Annotated in this window: 19 protein-coding genes; 6 read left to right on the top strand and 13 right to left on the bottom strand. The window is 68.9% G+C overall.

Annotated elements, in window-relative coordinates; translation table 11 throughout:
- Window positions 1-261: 261 nt before the first annotated feature.
- Together IRX98_RS18655 and IRX98_RS18650 are read left to right on the top strand one after the other, a co-directional pair.
- The gene (locus IRX98_RS18655; protein ID WP_224279317.1) at window positions 262-1,470 is read left to right on the top strand and encodes a glycoside hydrolase family 16 protein; all 1,209 of its coding nucleotides are present in this window, start codon (window positions 262-264) and stop codon (window positions 1,468-1,470) included.
- A 122-nt stretch (window positions 1,471-1,592) separates the two neighbouring features.
- Entirely contained in the window at window positions 1,593-1,751 is a 159-nt protein-coding gene (locus IRX98_RS18650; RefSeq protein ID WP_207083541.1) for a hypothetical protein, read from the top strand.
- Between the two features lie 555 nt (window positions 1,752-2,306).
- Here IRX98_RS18650 and IRX98_RS18645 read toward each other — a convergent pair.
- The 11 genes from IRX98_RS18645 to mftA form a co-directional block, all read right to left on the bottom strand.
- Window positions 2,307-2,600 (bottom strand): CHAT domain-containing protein, encoded by a 294-nt coding sequence (locus tag IRX98_RS18645; protein WP_224279315.1) that lies wholly within the window; start codon window positions 2,598-2,600, stop codon window positions 2,307-2,309.
- 735 nt (window positions 2,601-3,335) lie between these two features.
- The gene (locus tag IRX98_RS18640; RefSeq protein WP_224279319.1) at window positions 3,336-3,983 is read right to left on the bottom strand and encodes an adenylate kinase; all 648 of its coding nucleotides are present in this window, start codon (window positions 3,981-3,983) and stop codon (window positions 3,336-3,338) included.
- 35 nt (window positions 3,984-4,018) lie between these two features.
- Window positions 4,019-6,028 carry an acetate--CoA ligase gene (acs, locus tag IRX98_RS18635; RefSeq protein ID WP_207083543.1) on the bottom strand — a complete coding sequence of 670 codons (2,010 nt, stop codon included), beginning with the start codon at window positions 6,026-6,028 and terminating at the stop codon, window positions 4,019-4,021.
- 199 nt (window positions 6,029-6,227) lie between these two features.
- Window positions 6,228-6,560 (bottom strand): DUF779 domain-containing protein, encoded by a 333-nt coding sequence (locus IRX98_RS18630; protein ID WP_443683775.1) that lies wholly within the window; start codon window positions 6,558-6,560, stop codon window positions 6,228-6,230.
- 39 nt (window positions 6,561-6,599) lie between these two features.
- Complete coding sequence (gene exaC / locus IRX98_RS18625) at window positions 6,600-8,123, bottom strand: acetaldehyde dehydrogenase ExaC (RefSeq protein WP_207083545.1); 1,524 nt, start codon at window positions 8,121-8,123, stop codon at window positions 6,600-6,602.
- Window positions 8,124-8,213: 90 nt separating this feature from the next.
- Window positions 8,214-9,401 (bottom strand): GAF domain-containing protein, encoded by a 1,188-nt coding sequence (locus tag IRX98_RS18620; RefSeq protein WP_224279312.1) that lies wholly within the window; start codon window positions 9,399-9,401, stop codon window positions 8,214-8,216.
- A gap of 86 nt (window positions 9,402-9,487) precedes the next feature.
- Window positions 9,488-10,909 carry a mycofactocin biosynthesis glycosyltransferase MftF gene (gene mftF, locus IRX98_RS18615; RefSeq protein ID WP_224279310.1) on the bottom strand — a complete coding sequence of 474 codons (1,422 nt, stop codon included), beginning with the start codon at window positions 10,907-10,909 and terminating at the stop codon, window positions 9,488-9,490.
- Complete coding sequence (gene mftE / locus IRX98_RS18610) at window positions 10,906-11,673, bottom strand: mycofactocin biosynthesis peptidyl-dipeptidase MftE (protein WP_207083548.1); 768 nt, start codon at window positions 11,671-11,673, stop codon at window positions 10,906-10,908. Before mftE ends, mftF begins: the two co-directional genes overlap by 4 nt.
- A 1-nt stretch (window position 11,674) precedes the next feature.
- Entirely contained in the window at window positions 11,675-12,892 is a 1,218-nt protein-coding gene (gene mftC / locus IRX98_RS18605; protein WP_207083549.1) for a mycofactocin radical SAM maturase, read from the bottom strand.
- On the bottom strand, window positions 12,889-13,155 hold the full coding sequence (gene mftB / locus IRX98_RS18600; protein ID WP_207083550.1) for a mycofactocin biosynthesis chaperone MftB: 267 nt from the start codon (window positions 13,153-13,155) through the stop codon (window positions 12,889-12,891). The genes mftC and mftB overlap by 4 nt, the downstream gene beginning before the upstream one ends.
- The gene (gene mftA / locus IRX98_RS18595) at window positions 13,155-13,262 is read right to left on the bottom strand and encodes a mycofactocin precursor MftA (RefSeq protein ID WP_207083551.1); all 108 of its coding nucleotides are present in this window, start codon (window positions 13,260-13,262) and stop codon (window positions 13,155-13,157) included. The genes mftB and mftA overlap by 1 nt, the downstream gene beginning before the upstream one ends.
- A 213-nt stretch (window positions 13,263-13,475) precedes the next feature.
- Between mftA and mdo the strand changes: the two genes are divergently transcribed.
- The 4 genes from mdo (at window position 13,476) to mftM (ending at window position 18,525) form a co-directional block, all read left to right on the top strand.
- Window positions 13,476-14,768: an NDMA-dependent methanol dehydrogenase gene (gene mdo, locus IRX98_RS18590; protein WP_224279308.1), complete on the top strand. Its 1,293-nt coding sequence runs from the start codon at window positions 13,476-13,478 to the stop codon at window positions 14,766-14,768.
- 91 nt (window positions 14,769-14,859) lie between these two features.
- Complete coding sequence (locus IRX98_RS18585; protein WP_224279305.1) at window positions 14,860-16,080, top strand: AAA family ATPase; 1,221 nt, start codon at window positions 14,860-14,862, stop codon at window positions 16,078-16,080.
- Between the two features lie 4 nt (window positions 16,081-16,084).
- On the top strand, window positions 16,085-17,605 hold the full coding sequence (locus IRX98_RS18580; RefSeq protein WP_235745940.1) for a VWA domain-containing protein: 1,521 nt from the start codon (window positions 16,085-16,087) through the stop codon (window positions 17,603-17,605).
- Window positions 17,605-18,525, top strand: a complete 921-nt coding sequence (gene mftM, locus IRX98_RS18575) for a mycofactocin oligosaccharide methyltransferase MftM (RefSeq protein WP_207083554.1) — start codon at window positions 17,605-17,607, stop codon at window positions 18,523-18,525. The genes IRX98_RS18580 and mftM overlap by 1 nt, the downstream gene beginning before the upstream one ends.
- Here mftM and IRX98_RS18570 read toward each other — a convergent pair.
- Both IRX98_RS18570 and IRX98_RS18565 read right to left on the bottom strand, forming a co-directional pair.
- Window positions 18,522-19,199 (bottom strand): MadR family response regulator transcription factor, encoded by a 678-nt coding sequence (locus IRX98_RS18570; protein ID WP_277988341.1) that lies wholly within the window; start codon window positions 19,197-19,199, stop codon window positions 18,522-18,524. The genes mftM and IRX98_RS18570 overlap by 4 nt on opposite strands.
- Window positions 19,196-20,641, bottom strand: coding sequence for a MadS family sensor histidine kinase (locus IRX98_RS18565; RefSeq protein ID WP_224279303.1), 1,446 nt, complete (start codon window positions 20,639-20,641; stop codon window positions 19,196-19,198). The genes IRX98_RS18570 and IRX98_RS18565 overlap by 4 nt, the downstream gene beginning before the upstream one ends.
- Between the last annotated feature and the right edge of the window lie 10 nt (window positions 20,642-20,651).

The following is a 20,651-nucleotide window of genomic DNA, read 5'->3' as shown; positions in this document are numbered from 1 at the left end:
CGTGATGGTCCTCGAGGATTCGGTAGAAGGTTGACTCGAAGGATCACGCGGTGGCCGCGCCAACGTCCGACGTACACGCCGGTGACGATCTCGGCGACCGCGCTACACCACTATCGGGGACTCAACTGTGGCGTCGTCGATCGGCACGACGGCGAGCCTACGGACCGACCCGACGATTTGGCTGCGCCAGGCACGCGGGACACCCTCGAAGGGAAGAGCTGTCGAGAGACACGAGTCACGATGAACGAAGGAGACATCGCCATGCCCGCACCACGCGCGCTGGCCGGTGGCGCCCTCGCGCTGCTGATGCCCGCGTCCCTGCTCCTGGCCACCGGCACCGGGTCGGCCGCCGATCCGTCGGTGACCGCACCGACGGCGCTGTCGTCGTCCGAACGCCGGGCCACGCGGTCCCGGGCGAAGATCCAGGTGCTGCCCCAGATCGTGCAGCAGGGGCGCCGTACGGCCAGTCCCGACGCTGCCCGGGTGGCCATCACGGCCACCGTCAAGCCGCGCCGGGCCGGCCGCCCCGTCCGGCTCCAGGTCAAGCGCGGCACCCGGTGGAAGAACGTCGGGAAGGCGCGACTGGACCGCCGCGGCCGTGCGGAGTTCTCCGCCCGCGCCTCCCGCCGTGGCGCTCCGCTGACCTACCGCGTGAAGGCCCAGCGCTTCAAGGGCCTGCGACCCGCCGCGAGCCGCGGGGAGAGCACGGCACGCTGGAGCACGCCCTCCTACACCGAGACCTTCTCGGGCCGCTCGCTCAGCCCCGAGTGGAGCCACCGCGGCCAGACCTACGAGCGGGCCAGCAAGCGCCTGTGCTCCAAGGGCAGTCCGAAGGCGGTCAAGGTGCGGGGCGGCAAGGTGCGCCTCAGCGTGATCAAGGACCGCAGCCGCAAGGACAGGTGCAGGGCGGTCAAGCGGGGCTCCTCCTCCGGCCGCTACGCCTACCGCCTCAACGGTCACATCTCCACGCAGAACCGCGTGTCGTTCAGGTACGGCTTCGCGGCCGCGCGCATCAAGATGCACACGCGGCGCGGCCAGCACAGCAGCTTCTGGATGCAGCCCGAGGTGTCGCGGGCGGGCAGCCCGCGGACGGCGGGCGCCGAGATCGACGTCGTCGAGTACTTCGGCGACAAGCACCGCCGCGGCGGCCTGACGAGCTTCATCCACTGGAAGCGCGACGGCCGGGTCGTCAAGACCGGTTCCTGGATCAAGCAGCCGAGGAGCTTCCTGGCGAACCGGCGCGACGGGTGGTCGAAGAACTACCACGTGTTCTCGGTGGAGTGGACGCCGAAGGCGTACATCTTCCGGATCGACGGCCAGGAGACCTGGCGCACGCGCAAGGGGGTGTCCGGCCAGCCGCAGTACCCGATCCTGAGCCTGCTCTCCTCCGACTACGAGCTGTCCTACATGCGGGACAAGCAGCTGCCGCAGCACATGTCGGTCGACTGGTTGCGGATCTGGCAGGCCTGAGCCGTCCACCACGGACGGGCTCCCGGGCCTTCCGGCCCACCCGGGACGGGTCCTCCGGACCTGTCCCGGGTGCTGCTCCCGGGGCCATCGTGGGTGCATCGCCGAGAGACCCGGAGGTAGCGATGCTCACCCAGCAGTACGTCCAGCACGACTGGCCGCCGTTCCTGTGGGCAGCCGTGCTGCTCACCATGGCCACCCTCGTGGTGGTGGGGATGGGCCTGTTCCTGGTGCTGGCCAACCGGCCCAAGCGCCACCGGCACAGCGGTCCGCAGGCGGGCTGAGACGCAGAAAACGGCCCCGGCGTGGAGCCGGGACCGTTTTCGATCTGCGCGCCTGTAGGGATTCGAACCCCAAACCTTCTGATCCGGAGGGATCCGCTGAGGTGACTGGTGTCGTCCCGGCGCGCCTTCCGACGACACTCGTCGCGTCGAAACTAGCAGGTCAGAGCCATGTAGAGGCAGGTGTCGTCTCCAGGCGCCTACCGTCCCGCACAGTCGCCACGCGCCCAAAAGGTCCTCGACTTGAGCCGTTTCTGGGCCGAGCGCTGGTTCGTGCCTTGGGTGGGGCCAATGGCGGAGCGTCGCAGGTTCCGAAGCGAACGGACCCGCAGATCCGGACGCTCTCGTGGTTAGCGTTCGCACCATGGATGCCCCCAAGCCGCGCGCACTGTCGGCGACGCCTGAAAACTGACCCCCTATCGACGGTCGAAAACTGACCCCCTCCGAGACCCTGACCTCACCAGCGGTGAGGCAGCCCCCGACAGGCTCGCCGCCGTGCGGCAACAGGGTGATTGCCAGGGGTGTCCCGAAGGTGGTCTGGCGGCTATGCGCCGATACCTACGGCGCAACGTCGGAGGGCCTCACCAAGACAACTGTCGTCGGATCGGCGTCGTCGCGTGCGCGCAAGGTCGCAAGAGCGGACTTGTCCACCTGATCTGCATCGAGCATCGAGGTCGCGAGCATTTGCATTCTGGCTTGTTCAAGCGCGGTAACGACCGATTGTGCGGAGGCTAGGGCAGCGTAGAACGACCTCGCGAACACGATGGCGGCGGTGTCGCCGATCGTGTCGGACATGCCGATCACGAGCGGGACTGTTTGCAGGAGGGCGTCAGCGCCCTCGAGGGTCACCACGTCGTACACCACTCTGCTGGACTCAACTTCGGGCCATTCGCTGGACAAATCTGCCCACGTCAGAAGTTCGTCGCGGACCACAAACGACGAACTGGTTCGCGGGGCAGCAGTCCCGAATCAGTCACAACCATCTGACACTTCGAACAACGCCCGGGGGCGCCAGGAACGAAGGGCTGCTCCCAGTATTTGAACCAGCTCGTTGATATCTGCCCACAGGCCGTGAGGAGCGTCCCCATCTCCTTCGCGTGTACAAGCTGACTCGGTGATGCCGGCTTGTCGGGGGGCGTTACGTACTCGAACTGAGTCGTCAGAAACCACCGGATGGGCCTCGTCATATCGGACGACTTGCCACGCGGGAGCAGTAGTGAGCCATCGCAATCCACCGGACGTGCTCGGTCTCGTCGGGAGAATGAGCGAACTCGCATACTCCAAAGAGCGACCGCCCTGCCGGAGGACACGAAGATGCCTCACAGCCTGCCACTTGCAACCTCATGCGATCCACCTGACTGATGCGCGTCGTCGAAGTGCGCTATCTCGGCACATCAACCGTAACTCCCGCACAGCGACGTGAGCGACGTCCAAAAGGGAACGGAGCGACATGTGACCTCACCTATTTCCGGTACTCAAGATCCATCTGGGCACGGCCGACGCCTGAGAGAGTCGCAAATCCCTTGCCGGCCGGGCCGCCAACAACGAAGTCCTGGTGGTGGGACGATTCCATTGGTACTTCACAACTCAGGTCGTTGACCGTGACGAGGGCTGTGCGCCCTCGAAGCCGCTCCGAGGCTGACCTCGGGAGGGATTTGGCACCATCAGTCCGGAGCGCTGTAGAGCGGCAAAGGTTCGACTGGTCACCTCGGTAGGCGGACCCGCACCAAAGACTTCGGTGAGAAGGCCACGGCGAGAGTAGTTCAAGAGCAATGGCTCGGTCTCCTCCGCGTAGACGTCAAGACGGCGACGGATCACTCTCTCGTTGTCGTCCGTGCGTCCCTCGGTGGCACCCCGCCGCAGCAGCCTCTCGACGATTTCGTCACCATCAACGATCAACAAGATGACCGCGTCCAGAGCAATTCCTCTTGCGGTCATCAGAACGTCGAGTTCCTCAACCTGTGCCAATGTGCGCGGATAGCCATCGAGTAGGAATCCGCCGCGAGCGTCACCCTCGTCAAGCCGATCTCGAACCATCGCGTTGGTGACGGAGTCAGGGACGTACTCGCCGAGGCTCATGAAACGCTCCGCCTCGATGCCGAGGGGTGTCTGCTTCGCCACATGGGCTCGGAAGAGATCCCCGGTGGAAATGGCGGGGATTCCCAGTTCGGCGGCGATGACCCTCGCCTGCGTCCCCTTGCCCGCTCCTGGGGGGCCCATCAAGATCAATCTCATTGCGGCGGGCTGCTCCTTCTTGGTCCGGCCAGAGTTCATCCGTCGTCCTTGGGACTGCCGGACGTGAGCTTGTCGGTGATCAGCGTCATGACAGTGGAGTCGGCGAGCGTGGTCACGTCGCCGACCTCACGGTGCTCGGCGACGTCCTTGAGCAGGCGGCGCATGATCTTGCCCGAGCGGGTCTTCGGCAGCTCGGGCACGACCATGATCTGGCGCGGCTTCGCGATCGCGCCGATCTCCTTGGCGACGTGCTTGCGCAGCTCCTCGACGATGTCCGCCCCCCCGTCGCCGGCCGTGTCGCGCAGGATCACGAAGGCGCACACGGCCTGGCCAGTCATGTCGTCGGCTGCCCCGACCACGGCCGCCTCGGCGACCTTGGGGTGCGAGACCAGCGCCGACTCGATCTCGGTCGTGGAGAGCCGGTGGCCCGACACGTTCATGACGTCGTCGACGCGGCCCAGCAGCCAGATGTCGCCGTCGTCGTCGAGCTTGGCGCCGTCGCCGGCGAAGTAGAGGCCCTCCCAGCGCGACCAGTAGGTGTCCTTGAACCGCTGGTCGTCGCCCCACAGAGTGCGCAGCATCGCCGGCCAGGGCTCGCGGATCACGAGGTAGCCGCCGTTGCCGTTGCCGACCGACTGGGCCTCGTCGTTGACCACGTCGATCGAGATGCCGGGCAGCGCCTTCATCGCCGAGCCGGGCTTGCCGGCGGTCACGCCGGGCAGCGGGCTGATCATCATCTGGCCGGTCTCGGTCTGCCACCAGGTGTCGACGATCGGCGCCTGAACGGCACCGATGTGCTTGCGGTACCAGATGTAGGCCTCGGGGTTGATCGACTCACCCACCGAGCCGAGCAGGCGGATCGAGGACAGGTCGTGCTCGGCGGGGATGTCGTCGCCCCACTTCATGAACGTCCGGATCGCGGTCGGCGCGGTGTAGAAGATCGTGACGCCGTACTTCGCGATGATCTCCCACCAGCGGCCCTTGTGCGGGGCGTCGGGGGTGCCCTCGTACATCACCTGCGTCGCGCCGTTGGCGAGCGGGCCGTAGACCATGTAGCTGTGCCCGGTCACCCAGCCGACGTCGGCGGTGCACCAGTAGACGTCGTCGTCCTTGAGGTCGAAGACCGCCCAGTGTGTGTAGGACGTGCCGGTGAGGTAGCCGCCGGTCGTGTGCAGGATGCCCTTCGGTGTGCCGGTGGTGCCGGAGGTGTACATGACGTAGAGCGGGTGCTCGGAGTCGTGCATCTCCGCGTCGTGCTCGGGCGAGGCGGCGTCGACGACGTCGTGCCACCAGACGTCGCGCGAGTCGTCCCACTCGACGTCTTGGCCGGTGCGGCGTACGACGACGACGTGCTCGACGAGGCTCTCCCCGCCCTTGGCGGCGACCTTGGCCACGGCCTCGTCGACCGCGGGCTTCAGGGCACTGGGCGCACCGCGGCGGTAGCCACCGTCGGCGGTGAGGATCACCTTCGCCCCGCAGTCGGTGACGCGCGAGGCGAGGGCGTCGGCGGAGAAGCCGCCGAAGACCACGGTGTGCGGGGCGCCGAGGCGCGCACACGCCAGCATCGCGACGACGACCTCGGGGATCATCGGCATGTAGATCGCGACCCGGTCGCCCTTCTGCACGCCGAGGTCGGTCAGCGCGTTGGCCGCGCGCGAGACCTGGTCGAGGAGATCGGCGTAGGTGATGTCGCGGGTGTCGTCCTCGGGCTCGCCGACCCAGTGGATCGCGACCTTGTCGCCGTTGCCGGCATCGACGTGCCGGTCGACGCAGTTGACGGCGGCGTTGATGGTGCCGCCGACGAACCACTTCGCGAACGGCGGGTTGGACCAGTCGAGGACATGGTCCCAGCGCTGGCCCCAGTCGAGGCGCTCGGCGGCCTCGGCCCAGAACGCCTCACGGTCGGAATCGGCGCGGGCGTAGGCCTCCTCCTTGACGTTGGCGTTGGCTGCGAGGTCGGCGGGCGGCTCGAAGCGACGCTCCTCACGGGACGGATTCGACAGAAGTCTTGAACGAGTTGGGTCGGGCTTCCCTGGGCAATTCATATCGTCTCCTTATCGGGTAGTTGAAAGTGGAGTGCAAGTTCAGCGCTAGTCGGGCCGCGTTGACGCCCGCCGGCAAGCAGCCGTGTCTTGAGTGGCGAAATTGCCTCTCTACTAGGTGCATCACCGCGCTCCCGCCATGACGATCGCGGGGTTGTCGTCCAACTTGCTGGCAGCAGCGCGTGCCGGCGTGGCCTACATGTCAGCCGTTGACCGTGGCGGACTCCTCGTCCGTAAATAGACGTGATCGGATCAGGAACCGCACGCCCTCGGGTGCCTCGAGGGAGAAGCCGGCGCCGCGGCCCTTGACGACATCGATGGTGAGGTGGGTGTGCTGCCAGTACTCGAACTGGGTCTTCGACATCCAGACGGGCACGTCGCGGTCGAGCCCGACAGCAAGTTCGCCGAGCAGGATGTCGGAGTCGCCGGTGCGGAACTCGCCGTCGGGGTAGCACATCGGCGACGACCCGTCGCAGCAGCCGCCGGACTGGTGGAACATCACCGGGCCGTGCGCCTCGGTGAGGCGGCGGATCATCTCCGCCGCCTCACCTGTCACCGCTACTCGTTCGAGCATTTAGAAGAAGCCCAGCTTGTCGGGGCTGTAGGAGACCAGGAGGTTCTTGGTCTGCTGGTAGTGATCGAGCATCATCTTGTGGTTCTCGCGGCCGATGCCGGACTGCTTGTAGCCGCCGAACGCCGCGTGCGCGGGGTAGGCGTGGTAGCAGTTGGTCCAGACCCGGCCGGCCTGGATCGCCTTGCCGGCGCGGAAGGCACGGGAGCCGTCGCGGGTCCACAGACCGGCACCGAGGCCGAACATTGTGTCGTTGGCGATCTTGAGGGCGTCGGCCTCGTCGTCGAAGCTGGTGAGCGAGACGACCGGACCGAAGATCTCCTCCTGGAAGATCCGCATCGAGTTGTCGCCCTCGAAGACGGTGGGCTGCACGTAGTAGCCCTCGGCGAGGTCGCCCTCGAGGACGTTGCGCTCACCACCGGTGAGCACCTTGGCGCCCTCCTGCTTGCCGATGTCGAGGTAGGACAGGATCTTCTCGAGCTGGTCGTTGGAGGCCTGCGCGCCCATCATCGTGGTGACGTCGAGCGGGTTGCCCTGGGTGATGGCCTCGACCCGGGCGATCGCGTCGGGCACGAAGTCGGAGTACATCGACCGCTGAACGAGCGCGCGCGACGGACACGTGCAGACCTCGCCCTGGTTGAGCGCGAACATCGTGAAGCCCTCGAGCGCCTTGTCGTAGAAGGCGTCCTTCTCGGCCGCGACGTCGTCGAAGAAGATGTTCGGGCTCTTGCCGCCGAGCTCGAGCGTGACCGGGATGATGTTCTCCGAGGCGTACTGCATGATCAGCCGCCCGGTCGTGGTCTCGCCGGTGAACGCGATCTTGCGGATGCGACTGCTGCTCGCCAGCGGCTTGCCGGCCTCGACACCGAAGCCGTTGACGACATTGAGCACGCCAGCCGGCAGCAGGTCGCCGATCAGCTCCATCAGCTTGAGGATCGACCACGGCGTCTGCTCAGCCGGCTTGAGCACGACCGCGTTGCCGGCCGCGAGGGCGGGCGCGAGCTTCCAGACCGCCATCAGGATCGGGAAGTTCCACGGAATGATCTGGCCGACGACGCCCAGAGGCTCGTGGAAGTGATAGGCGATCGTGTTCTCGTCGATCTCGGAGATGCCGCCCTCCTGGGCGCGCAGGGCGCCGGCGAAGTAGCGGAAGTGGTCGATGGCCAGCGGCATGTCCGCGTTGATGGTCTCGCGCACCGCCTTGCCGTTGTCCCACGTCTCGATGACGGCGAGGGACTCGAGGTTCGCCTCCATCCGGTCGGCGATCTTGAGCAGGACGTTGGAACGCTCGGTGGTCGATGAACGTCCCCAGCCGTCGGCGGCGTTCCAGGCAGCGTCGATGGCGGCCTCGATGTCCTCGGCGGTCCCGCGCGCCACCTCGGTGAAGGGCTTGCCGTTGACCGGGGAGATGTTCTCGAAGTAGCCGCCCTTGATCGGGTCGACCCACTCGCCGCCGATGTAGTGGCCGTAGCGGCTCTTGACCTCGATGTCCGAACCGTCGGTTCCGGGCTGGGCGTAGACAGTCATGTGATGCTCCAAAGAGTGAGGGGGTGTGTGACGACCGTCACGCTAGGAGCGGGCACGTTGCATGAACGTTGCGAACCCCCGGGCCGGCCCTCAGGCCAGGTCGCGGTCGAGGCGCGCGAGCTGCCCGTCGACCAGCGAACGCATCGGCGACACCGCGCCGAGGGCATCGCGCTGCGCCACCCACATGTCGTAGTCGTCCGCGCCCCACCGAGAGCGCGTCCACGTCGACATCAGGTCGGGTTCCTTGCTCGCCAGCACCGTGGCACGCAGCGAGTGGTGCAGCTGGTCGCGAAGCCGGACCACGCCGGGCGCGGTCGACCGGGGAAGGATCGGGCCGCGATAGTCGCGCAGCGCTCGGCGTACGTCGCCCGCCGCCAGCTGCGCCTCGAGCGCCAGCCAGTCGCCGGCGACCCGGGCCCCGAGACGGTAGGGGCGGGAGGCGAGGAGGTCGTCGCCGAGGAGGTTGCGCAACCGGTTGAGCTCGGCGCGCAGGGTGGAGGACGCGCCGTCGTCCTCGTAGACCAGGACCGCGAGCTCGTCGCCGGAGAGCCCGTGCGGGGCCGAGGCGAGGAGGAGCAGGATCTCGCTATGGCGCGGGGAGAGCCGCAGCGAGTGGCGCGCGTCGATCGTGAGCAGCGCCTCGTGGCGTCCGAGCAGCTCGACCACGACCTGCGGACCGGCCTTGGACTCGACCGGCTGCGCGGCGCGCGTGAGCAGTTCACGCGCGAGCTCGGCCTCGGCCATCCGGGCCGCCGCCCGCACCATCGCCATCGTCTGCGGCACCGCGATGTCGTCGTTGCCGGTGATGTCGAGGACCCCGAGCAGGGTGCTGGACGTCGGATCGTGGATCGGCGATGCCGCACAGCTCCACTGCTGGACCGAGTGCCGGAAGTGCTCCGACCGCCGCACCTGGACAGGCTGGCCGAGGCGCAGGGCGAGACCCGGAGCGTTGGTGCCGGCCAGGCGCTCGTCCCAGTTCGAGCCCTCGACGAAGCCGATCTTCTCGGCCTGCCGCAGCGTCGACGGAGAGCCGCACACCCACAGGAGCTGGCCGGCCGCGTCGCTGACCGCCATGACCGCACCGCAGTCCCGCGCGGCCTGGCCGAGCACGTCGTCGAGCAGCGGGAAGACCTGGGCGAGCGGATGAGCCGCCCGGTGGTCACGCAGGTCGGACTCGGCCAGCGTGATCGGCGCCTCGACGCTCTCCACGTCCACGCCCGCCGCCGCCGACAGGTGCCAGGAATCTGCCACCTCTGCGCGCATGCCGTCGCGACCCATGGGTTCATTATTCACGCTCACCCCTCCGGAGCCCGCCCGGTTCCCCACCATCGCGCGCCGGAGGTTCGACGAGGTTGCACCGTGATTCATCGGCGACGAGAGAGGCGTACGTCGGGGCGCAACGCGTCGAAGGAACGCGCCCGGGCGGCGCCGAGCCAGACGCCGCTCCCGTAGGCCAGGTCGTCGAGCCGTCGCGCCAGCACGTAGCGGACGGGATCCAGGTCGGCCCCGACCCGTCGCCGGTCGACCAGTCCGTCGACCACCGCGGCCACGGCCAGTGCGCGCCGGGCGCGGCGTGACTGGGTGGCGGCCAGGGCCGCGAGCGGCCAGTAGTGGCGGGTCAACGCGGCGCCCGTCTGCCACAGCACGGTGACGCTGCCCTCCAGCGTCAGGATCGCCGCCGCGCGAACGGGACGCTCACTGCGGCCCAGCTGACGGGAGGTGCCGGCCGTCGCGACGGCAGCCGAGGCTAGCGCGACCGGGACGGACCAGCGGCGCTGGGCGAGGAGGGCGGCCGCGAACACGGCCGACCAGGGCGAGATGACGAGGGGCGCGACCGCCGAGCCGTGGCGCTGCGCCAGCGGTGCCGCCGACGTGCCGTAGAAGGCCTTGCGTCCGAGCCACTCCCCCAGCCGGGCGCGGTGCCGATGGCGGACGGTGGCCGCCGGCTCGTAGCGCACACCCGCGCCTGCGGCGAGCAGCCGCCAGACCAGGTCGACGTCCTCACCGCAGCGCAGCGCCTCGTCGAAGGGGCCGGACCCGAGCCGGGCGAGTACGGCGACGCGCGCGATCAGGCAGGCGCTCGGGAGGTAGGCAACGACGCCCTGCTGACGCACCGCTGCCGGCTCGGGGCCGAGGTCGAGGGAGGACCGCGCCTGTTCGTAGCGCTCCACCCAGCTGTCACCGGGGCGACGCTCGGGACCCAGCACCCGCGGCGCGACCATCGCCAGCGCTGGGTCGTCGAGATGCCGACGCAGCGTCGCCAGCCAGCCGGGGTCGGGGACGATGTCGGAGTCGCAGAAGGCGACGAAGGGCGTGGTCACGTGTCGCAGGCCGGAGTTGCGGGCGGCCGCCGGGCCGCGATTGACGTCGTGGACGACCAGCAAGGCGCCGTACGCACGAGCGACACGGGCGACGAGATCGGGATCGCGCGATCCGTCGTCGACCACCACGACCGGCACCGATGAGGGCAGCGCCTCGAGTAACGAGGTCAGGTCCGGCGCCCGGTCGCGCACCGGCACCACGACGGTCACGTCGAGGACGTCGCTGTCGGGCCCGGCCGGGTCCGGCCACCACGGCTCCGCGAAACCCCTGTCGAGGAGCGACCTGGCCAGCGTGGCGGCGTCGCTGGTGTGCGCACGCAGGACCCGGCCGCCGTCGAGCAGCTCGGCGGCGACGTCGCTGAGATAGAGCACCGAGCCGCGGCTGCCGCCCACCAGTGACCGGCCACCGTCACAGACCTTGGTCCGGGACGACAGACGGACCCCGAAGCCGTCCGGCAGGGTCACGATCTGACGCTGCTGCGCTCGGGACGCCGGAGTCGGCCGTCGTTGCCGACGTCCAGAACGGTCAGCTCACGATGCAGCCGGTTCACCAGCACGTCGAAGAGTCGCCGGCCCTCGTCCGGGGAGCTGCCGGTCGGGTCACCGAGGACGCCGTTGGGCGACACGGTGCGGACGCCGACGCTGCGCAGCCGCGGCATCAACTGGTCGATGGGCTCGGTGGCCCCGGCCTCGGCGAGGTCCATGCGCACGGTCCACGGCGCCAGGTTGCGCAGCATTGAGGTCTCCGTGCGGCCGGCGTGCGCGTCGCCGCCCAGCACCCCGAACCCTGTCCAGGCGGCGGGGCGGCCCTCGTCGCGCAGGGTGGTCACGGCGCTCACCACCGTGGGCACATTGCCGCCGTGACCGTTGACGAACACCAACCCCTTGGCCCACCGGCAGGCCGATCGGCCGAGCTCGACCAGCAGCAGATGGAGCGCCTCGTGGCCGATCGAGATGGTCCCCGGGAAGTCCTCGTGCTCGCCGCTGGCGCCATACGCAAGAGCGGGCGCCACCAGCACGCGCACACCAGCAGCATCCAGTCGTACGGCGACCTCCCGGGTCGCTGCACACGCCAGCATCGAGTCCGTCGCCAGCGGGAGGTGCGGGCCGTGCTGCTCGAGCGATCCGATGGGTACGAGCACCAGCGGCGGGTCGCCCTCGATCGTTGGCCAGCGCGCCCCGCCGAGGCCGAGGCGTCGACTGGGCTCGCCGGCCGAGCTCGCACCCATCTCAGACCATCCCTGCGACCGGACTCTCGTCGCACGCGCTCGTCGGTCGCGTCCGGGTCGCCCCGAGCGTGAGTCCGACGGGTGCGTTGCGCACCGTGCCTGTGTGGGAGTGGTCCTGACTGGAGCCCGGGAGCGCGCCGCGGTCCAGGCTCGCCAACGCCTCCTCGGCGTTGCCCTTGACGCACTCCGGGTCCGGACCGTCCAACGGCAGCCCGGTGAAGAACTTGGCCGCCATGCAGCCACCGCGGCAGTTGTCGTAGGCCGAGCACTTCGCGCAGGCACCGCCGGTCTGCGGGCTGCGCAGCTCCTCGAACAACGGCGCGTGCTTCCAGACGTGGTCGAAGCCGAGGTCACGGATGTTGCCGGCCTTGAACCTGTCGTGGATCGCGAACGGGCACGCATAGACGTCCCCGACCGGGTCCACCAGGCAGACCACGCGGCCGGCGCCACACAGGTTGAGGCCGGGCAACGGATCGCCGTACGCCGCAAGGTGGAAGAACGAGTCACCGGTGAGCACCTTCTCGCCGTTGGCGACGAGCCAGTCGTAGAGCTGGCGCTGCTGGTGCGGCAGCGGGTGCAGCTCGTCCCACACGTCGGCACCGCGACCCGACGGTCGCAGCCGCGTCAGCCGCAGTTGGGCGCCGAAGCTGTCCGCGATCGCCTTGAACTCGTCGAGCTGGTCGATGTTGTGACGCGTGCACACCACCGAGATCTTGAAGTCCTGCATGCCGGCTGCCTGGAGATTGGCGAGCGCCTTCATGGCGGCGTCGTAGGTGCCCTGGCCGCGGACCGCGTCATTGACCTCGGCGGTCGCGCCGTCGAGCGAGATCTGTACGTCGATGTAGTCCGTGGCCGCGAGCTTCTCGGCCCGCTCCTTGGTGATCCGGAAGCCGTTGGTCGAGAATTTCACCCCGACGTGGTGCTCGACCGCGTAGTCGAGGAGCTCCCAGAAGTCGGGACGCACCGTGGGCTCTCCGCCGCCGATGTTGACGTAGAAGATCTGCATCCGCTCGAACTCGCGGATGAGGGCCTTGGCCTCCTCCGTGTCCAGCTCGTCGGGGTCGCGGCGACCCGAGGACGACAGGCAGTGCAGGCACGCAAGGTTGCAGGCGTAGGTGAGCTCCCAGGTGAGGCAGATCGGGGCGTCGAGGCCGAGCTCGAACTGGTCGATGAGGCGACCGACGGCGGGCGGCGGGGTCTCGGTCAATGTCGCGGTCATGGTGCGCTCCTGATCAGTACGCCGTTGGCGGCGAGCCCGTCGAGGGCCTTGAGGTAGCCGGCGCGCTCCCCCTCGCCCACTCCCGCAGACTCCAGCGCGTGACCGACGTCTGTCGTCCCGTCGAGGCGGCGGACGACGTCGAGCAGGCGCAGGGTCTTGAGGAAGCTGAGGCGTCGGGTCGAGAAGTCGTAGACCAACGCCCCGAAGGGCTCCGGTCGCAACTCCACCGACGGACTCAGCTGCCAGGCTTCGCCGTCGATCATCAGTAGACGCCGCACATGCCGTCGATGGAGACCTCCTCGACCAGCTCGTCCTCGGCGAGGGCGGCGGTCTTGGTCTCGGGAGTGGGGTCCTGGTTCGGGTCGGTCATGGCGATACCTCCGGGTCGAGATGGCTGGTGGGTCGCTTTCCACGCTAGGAAGCACGCCGTGGCGGCGCACCCCTCACTCAGCGGGCCGGACCTGCCCTGATGGTCAGGTCGACTCCTGACCCACCGACCCGTATGCGGATCCTCGTCTGGCCGCGGCCCCGTGGCGGACCTAGCGTCCGGAGCAGTCAGATATCTGTCTCCAGGAGGTCATCCATGCAGGTCGACGAACTGCTCAAACCGTTCCCCATCAAGGAGTTCCACCCGTTTCCTCGGGCCCTGATGGGACCCGGCGCGCACGAGATGATCGGGCCGGAGGCACTCAAGCTCGGCTTCCGCAAGACGCTCGTCATGACGTCGGGCCTGCGCGGCACCGACATCGTGCACAAGATCGTGGAGTCGATGAAGTACCACGGCCTGGAGGTCGTGGTCTACGACAAGGTCGAGTCCAACCCTAAAGACTACAACGTCATGGACTCCGTGGCGATGTATCAGGAGAACGAGTGCGACTCGTTCGTCTCCATCGGCGGCGGCTCCTCGCACGATGCCTGCAAGGGCGCTCGTGTCTCGGTGGCCCATGACGGTCGCAACGTCAACGAGTTCGAGGGCTTCAACATGTCCGAGAACCCGAAGAACCCGCCGCACATCGCGGTCTCCACCACGGCCGGCACCGGCTCGGAGACCTCGTGGGCCTACGTCATCACCGACACCACGACCGACCCGGACAACCCGCACAAGTACGTCGCCTTCGACGACGCGTCAGTCACCTCCCTGGCGATCGACGACCCGGTGCTCTACTTCGACTGCCCGGTCGACTACACCGCCCAGTGCGGCTTCGACGTGCTCGCGCACGCCAGCGAGCCGTACGTCTCCCGCATCAACTTCCAGCCGTCGCTCGGCAACGCACTGCACGCCATCAAACTGACGTCGGAGCACCTCCGGGCAGCGGTGTGGAACGGCCAGGACCTCGCCGGACGCGAGGGCATGATGTACGCGCAGTACATCGCCGCCCAGGCGTTCAACTCCGGTGGTCTCGGCATCATCCACTCGACGTCGCACGCGATCAGCGCGTTCTACGACACGCACCACGGCCTGAACAACGCCATCGCGCTGCCGCGTGTGTGGGCGTTCAACATGTCGGCGGCGTACGGCCGCTTCGCCGACATCGCCGAGGCGATGGGCGTCGACACTCGCGGCATGACCAAGCCGCAGGCAGCCGATGCGGCGCTCGCCGCCTCGATCCGGCTGCTGCGCGACGTGGGCATCCCGGAGAAGTTCACCGACATCACCGCCGACAGCTACTCGAAGAACCGGCTGGGCCAGGGCCCGACGAAGTTCTACGAGAACGCCAAGGTGATCACCGGTGACAAGGAGGACGTGGACCGCATCACCAACCACGTCCTCGGCGACGCCTGCACCCCGGGCAACGCCAAGGAGTGCACCTTCGAGACGGTTCGCCCCGTCGTCGAGCACTGCATGAACGGTGACCTGGACGACCTCCTTTCCTGAGGCCGGGTTCGCCCCTGTACGCCGGACCGGGCAGCGATCGCCGTGCTGCCCGGTCCGGACCCCATCCCCACCACGTTCGAAGGAGCGCCAAGTGAACACGGATCCGCGCAATGCTGCCGGCGAAGGCGAGTTCGACGACGTCGCCCATGCCCTCGAGCGCTTCCGCGAAGCCGGCTACCTCGCCGACGACCGTCTCGCCACGACGGTGTTCCTCCAGACCCGCCTGGGCAAGCCGGTCCTCCTCGAGGGCCCGGCCGGCGTGGGCAAGACCCAGTTCGCGACCAGCCTCGCCGCCGTCACCGGCCGGCGGCTGATCCGGCTGCAGTGCTACGAGGGCCAGGACGAGACCAAGGCCCTCTACGAGTGGGACTACGGCAAGCAGATGCTCTACACCCAGATCCTGCGCGAGAAGATCGGCCAGGTCGTCGAGGACGCCGCCGACCTCAACGAGGCGGTCGAGCGGATCGCCAAGCAGGACAGCGTCTTCTTCTCGGAGCGCTTCCTCGCTCCCCGACCGTTGCTGGAAGCGATCGACTCCGACGAACCCGTCGTGCTGCTGATCGACGAGGTCGACCGCGCCGACGAGGCCCTCGAGGCCGTGCTGCTCGAACTGTTGTCGGAGTTCCAGATCTCCATCCCCGAGGTCGGCACGGTGAAGGCCGAGCAACTGCCGTACGTCGTGCTCACCTCCAACAACACCCGCGACCTGTCCGCCGCACTCAAGCGCCGCTGCCTCCACCTCTTCCTCGACTACCCCGAGGCGCAGCGCGAGCTGGAGATCATCAACTCCAAGGACACCGGGCTCAGTGAGGCGCTGGCCGTCCGCCTCATCGAGATCGTCCGAGGTCTGCGCGCGCTCGAGCTCCGCAAGGCACCGAGCATCTCCGAGACCATCGACTGGGCCCGCACGCTGGCCGTGCTCGGGGTCAGCGAGCTGAGTGCCGACGTGCTGTCACAGACCCTCAACGTGGTGGTGAAGTACGAACGTGACCTGAAGAAGGCGCTGGCCGCGATCCCCACCTTGGTCGACCCGAATGCGAAGGTGCCGTCCAAGAACGACCACGGACACGGACACGGCCACGGACACGGCCACGGACACGGCCACGGCGCGGACGGCGACCACAGTCACGACGACGGTGACGCCGAGGTGGACGGCAAGGAGGTCCGCGCCGCCAAGGACAGGCCCGGACGCCACGGTGACAACTACGGCGGTCCCGGGAAGTCCGACGAGGCACCCGCGGTCAAGACGGTCACGGCCAGCCAGGGCGAGCGCTCGTTCGCTGCGCGCTCTGCCCGCAAGCGTCCGGTCTGATCCGATGGAGGGGGCAGTCCATCGCTTCATCAGGTTCCTCCGCCTCAACGGGGTGCGGGTGAGCACGGCGGAGGCGATCGACGCGATGCACGCCGTCGCTCAGGCCGGCGTGCTCGGTGAGCGCGAGGTGCTTCGATCGGCGCTCATGGTCAGTCTGATCAAGGACCGTCGCGACCTGGACACCTTCGATCGCGTCTTCGACCTGTTCTTCGGGCTGCAAGCGGTCTTCGAGGACGAGGTCGGCCACGGCCACAGCCACGACGACCTGACCGATGACGGCGAGCTCGAGCAGTTCACGCTCTCCGACGAGCCCGGCGACATCCCCGAGGACGGTCACTCGCACGGCAAGCCGGACGACATCAAGGAGTTCTTCAAGCCGGAGGACATGGCGCAGCAGTACAACCTCCACCAGGAGGCGAACAAGATCGACATCGCTGCCCTAACCGACGAGATCGTGCTCTCCAACGACACCGAGGGCAGTGCCGGCGAGGCCGCGCGCGTGCAGATCTCCACGCACCGGATGCACAACCCGGGCTCCCCCGGCGACCTCATCCGCAGCCCTGGCATGGAGCTCGACGTCGAGCTCACCGTGGCCCAGGAGATGGCACTGCTCAGCTGGCTCGAGGACGCCCTGCCCGATGTCGACGAGGACCGCGGTGCGACGCTCGAAGCCCTGCGCGCGGCACTCGCACCCTTCCTCGCCGGGTTGCCCGAGCGCTTGAAGCAGCACCTCGAGAAGCTGATGGCGGTCGAGCACGAGATCGAGAAGCGCGAGATCCGGGCAGCCCAGACCGAGCGGATCCACGAGCACGAGCGGGCCGAGCTGGAAGAGGCCCTGCGCCGCTTGCTGAGGTCGCTGCGTGGCGCGCCGCGTCCGCGTCGCAAGGCCGCCGCGCGTGGCGTCGTCGACGGCGCCCGCACCATGCGCGCCAACATGAAGTACGACGGCGTCCCGTTCCGACCGGTCACCGTCAGCAAGGTCGAGGACCGGCCCAAGCTGCTGGTGCTCTGCGACGTCTCGCTCTCGGTGCGCTCGGCGGCGCGCTTCACCCTGCAGCTCGTGCACAGCCTGCAGTCGCTGGCCTCGTCGGTGCGCACCTTCGCGTTCGTCAAGGACCTCGTGGAGATCACCGACCTGTTCGCCGAGCACCACCCCGAGGAGGCGCTCTCGCTCGTGATGTCCGGACTGCCGGCCGGTGGTGTGCTCGACGTCGATGCCGACTCCGACTACGGATCCGCGTTCGAGGACTTCCTGGAGCAGTTCGGCTCCGCCGTCACCCGCCGTACGACCGTGATCGTCCTCGGCGACGGCCGGGGCAACGGCAACGACCCGCGACTGTCGGTCTTCGAGGAGATCACGCGGCGGGCCCGCGAGACCGTCTGGCTCACCCCGGAACCGCGCTATTCGTGGGGACTGGGTCGCTGCGATCTCCCCGCCTATGCGGAGTACTGCAGCCGCGTCCAGGTGGTGCGCAACCTGACCGGTCTCGACCGGGTCACCATGTCGATGTCCGAGGTCGGCTGATGACCGAGGCCGCGACCTCGGCCCCCATCGACCCGCTCCAGGCCTGCCTCGACGGGGCCTATGTCGACGAGGTCGTGGAGGTGCGTGCGCAGGGTCCGGTGCCGCCACGACGCGCGCTGCACACGATCCGCACCGAGCACTTCGACGTGCACAACGACCGAGACCTGCTCCACGTCGGCCACCGGGTGCCGCCCGAGCTGGTCGACGACGACCTCGCCGGGCTGCTCGCCGATGAGCTCTTCGGTCCGGGCTGGCTGCGTGGGCCCGAGGTCTTCGAGCGGATCTTCACCGGCATCGTGCGCACGTCGCGGTCCGGGGCACTGGACAGCTGGGAGCTCTTCTACCGCAACTCGATGGCGCGCATCGAGCAGCGCATCGACGACCACACCGGGGTGGCGCAGGGCTCAGATCGGCACGGCACCATCGCCAACTACGCACCCGTCTACGCCCGGGCGGAGCAGCTGCTCGCTCCCGGCAGCGTGCTCGAGCTGGGCTGCTGCTTCGGCTTTCTCTCGCTCCGCATCGCGGCCAGCGGTCGGCGCACGACAGCCAGCGACCTCTCCCCCGGCACCAGCCGGCTGCTCGCCGGGGTGGCGCCGCGCCTCGGCATCTCCTTGACCACGGTCGCGGCCGATGCCGGGCACTTCCCCGGTCCTGACGCGAGTGCCGACACGGTGCTGGCCATCCACCTCCTCGAGCACCTCGACGCCGGGCACGGCGACCGAGTGGTCGCCGAGGCGGTGCGCCTGGCGGCGCGGCGGGTCGTCATCGCCGTACCCCTCGAGGACGAGGCGGACGAGACGTGGGGCCACGTCCGCACGATCAGCCTCGACGACCTGACAGCGTGGGGCCGCGCGACCGGGCTACCGTTCGAGGTGAACGAGCATCACGGCGGCTGGCTGGTGATCGACAAGCGTTAGATCAGGCCGAGCTTGGTCGCTTCGTAGACGGCCTCGGCGCGCCGGGAGACGCCCAGCTTGCGCAGGATGTTGCCGACGTGGAACTTCGCGGTCGTCTCGGAGATGTACAGCTTGACGCCGATGTCGCGGTTGGAGAGCCCGCGCGCCAGCAGCCGCAGCACCTCGCGCTCGCGGGCGGTGAGCTGCTGGGACTCCTCGGGGTCCGGGGTGTTGAGCCCGCGCACCATCGCGGCCGCCGACCGCGCGTCGAAGGCACTCTCACCACGGCTGATGTCGCGGATCGCCCGGACCAGCCCGGAGGTGTCGACGTCCTTGAGGACGTAGCCGCGCGCGCCAGCGCGGATGGCCTTGAGCACCAGCTGCTCGTCGAGGAAGGTGGTCAGCACCAGCACCCCGATGTCGGGGTGGCGGCTCGTGAGCTCGGCGCACAGCTCGAGCCCCTCGGTGTCGGACGCGGTCGACAACTTGAGGTCGAGCAGCACGATGTGCGGCGCGGAGCGGCCGATCACGGTGAGCGCCTCGTCGGGGGTGGATGCCTCGGCGACCACGATCAGGTCGCGCTCCCGCTCGAGGATCGAGCGCAGGCCCTGGCGAACGATGGCGTGGTCGTCGACGAGCATGATCCGCACCGTTTCCACGTCATGGCCGTGCTGGGGTGGTGTCAGCGTCGTCACGAGCTGTCCTTTGTTCGGTGGGCCTTCAGTGCGGCGGGTTGCCGCTTCCCGGTCGCGACCAGCTGGTCGATGATGCCCGGCCGGTCGGGCGGTGTGAGCGGGAGCGGGATGCGCATCTCGACGCGGACTCCGCCGATGCGAGCACGACGGAAGGCGACGCTGCCGCCCAGCTCGACCAGCCGGCTCTCGATGTTGGCGAGGCCGCGGTGCGACCCGTCGCCGGAGCGACCGCGCTCCAGGCGCAGCAGCCGGCTCAGCTCCTTGGGGTCGCCCTGCCCGTCGTCCGCGACCGACACCAGCACCTGGTCTGGCCGGTAGCGCAGCCGCACCACGGCCCGCTCCGCCTTCGCGTGTACGGCGACGTTGAACATCGCCTCGCCGACAGCCCTGGCCACCTCGTGCCCGGCCTCGGCCGGCAGCAGCACGGCCTCGCCCTCGACCCGGACCTGGACCACGAGCTGGGGCCGGTGGTGGGCGGCCACCTCGCGCAGCAGCTCGGGCAGCTCGACCACGGTGTCGCTCGGGGTGCGGTGCAGGGCATAGATCGCACGCCGCAGCTGGTCGACCGCCTGCTGGGAGAGTTCCTTGGCCGTCCCGAGTCGATGGGAGATGCCGGCCCCGGGTTCACCCAGGGACTCCGCCTCGCCGCGCGCCACTTCGACGGCCATACCGGCCGAGAGGACGTACTGCGCCACGGAGTCGTGCAGCTCACGAGCGATCCGGTGCCGCTCCGTGTCGATGAGCTCGCGCTGGTGCGCCAGCACCAGTCGGTCCTCAGCGAGCCGGAGCTCGGAGGTACGCACCTCGAGGTCGCGCTCGTGTGCGCGAGCCTCGCCGTGCAGGAGCTGCGCTCGACGGTGCAGGGCCATGCTGGCCTGGTACTGCTCCGAGGTGTGCAGCGAGACCGCCGCCTGGTTGGCGAGGATGCGAAGCACGGACAGGTCGCCGGGTTCGGGGTCGACGGCCAGCTGGTGGAGGCCCACGAGACAGCCGATCGGCCGACCCTCGAGCGTCATCGGCACGCGCACCCATCGGCCGTCGTCGTTGCTGCGCACCGCGTGCCCGGCCCGGATGGCACCCAGCTCACGCTGCACCATCGGCGGCAGGCCGGAGTCGTCGGCGGTCGGCTGCCCGTGGGGACCGTCGGCCGGACCCAGGACCAGGAACCGGGGCCGGGCGCCCCTGAGGTGCCCGTCGGACAGCGCCAACAGGGTCCACTCGGCCTGCAGGTGCTCGGCTGCCGCCCGCACCACTTCCTCGAGCAGCCCGCGAGGCCCCTCGTGGGTGCGCACCAGCGCCCGCGAGATCGAGTCCATCGCGCGTACGGCGCGCTGCATCCGCTCGTCGGAGTTGACGTAGGCGCGGTAGTAGGAGCCCTTGCCGGACCTGACCCCCGTGAGGGTGGCCAGGTCCGGTGGAGGCTGCTGTGGCCGCGTCGTCACGATGCGCCCC

This window comes from Nocardioides lacusdianchii (genome assembly GCF_020102855.1).
Lineage (GTDB): Bacteria > Actinomycetota > Actinomycetes > Propionibacteriales > Nocardioidaceae > Nocardioides > Nocardioides lacusdianchii.
This window is presented reverse-complemented; position numbering and strand designations above follow the sequence as displayed.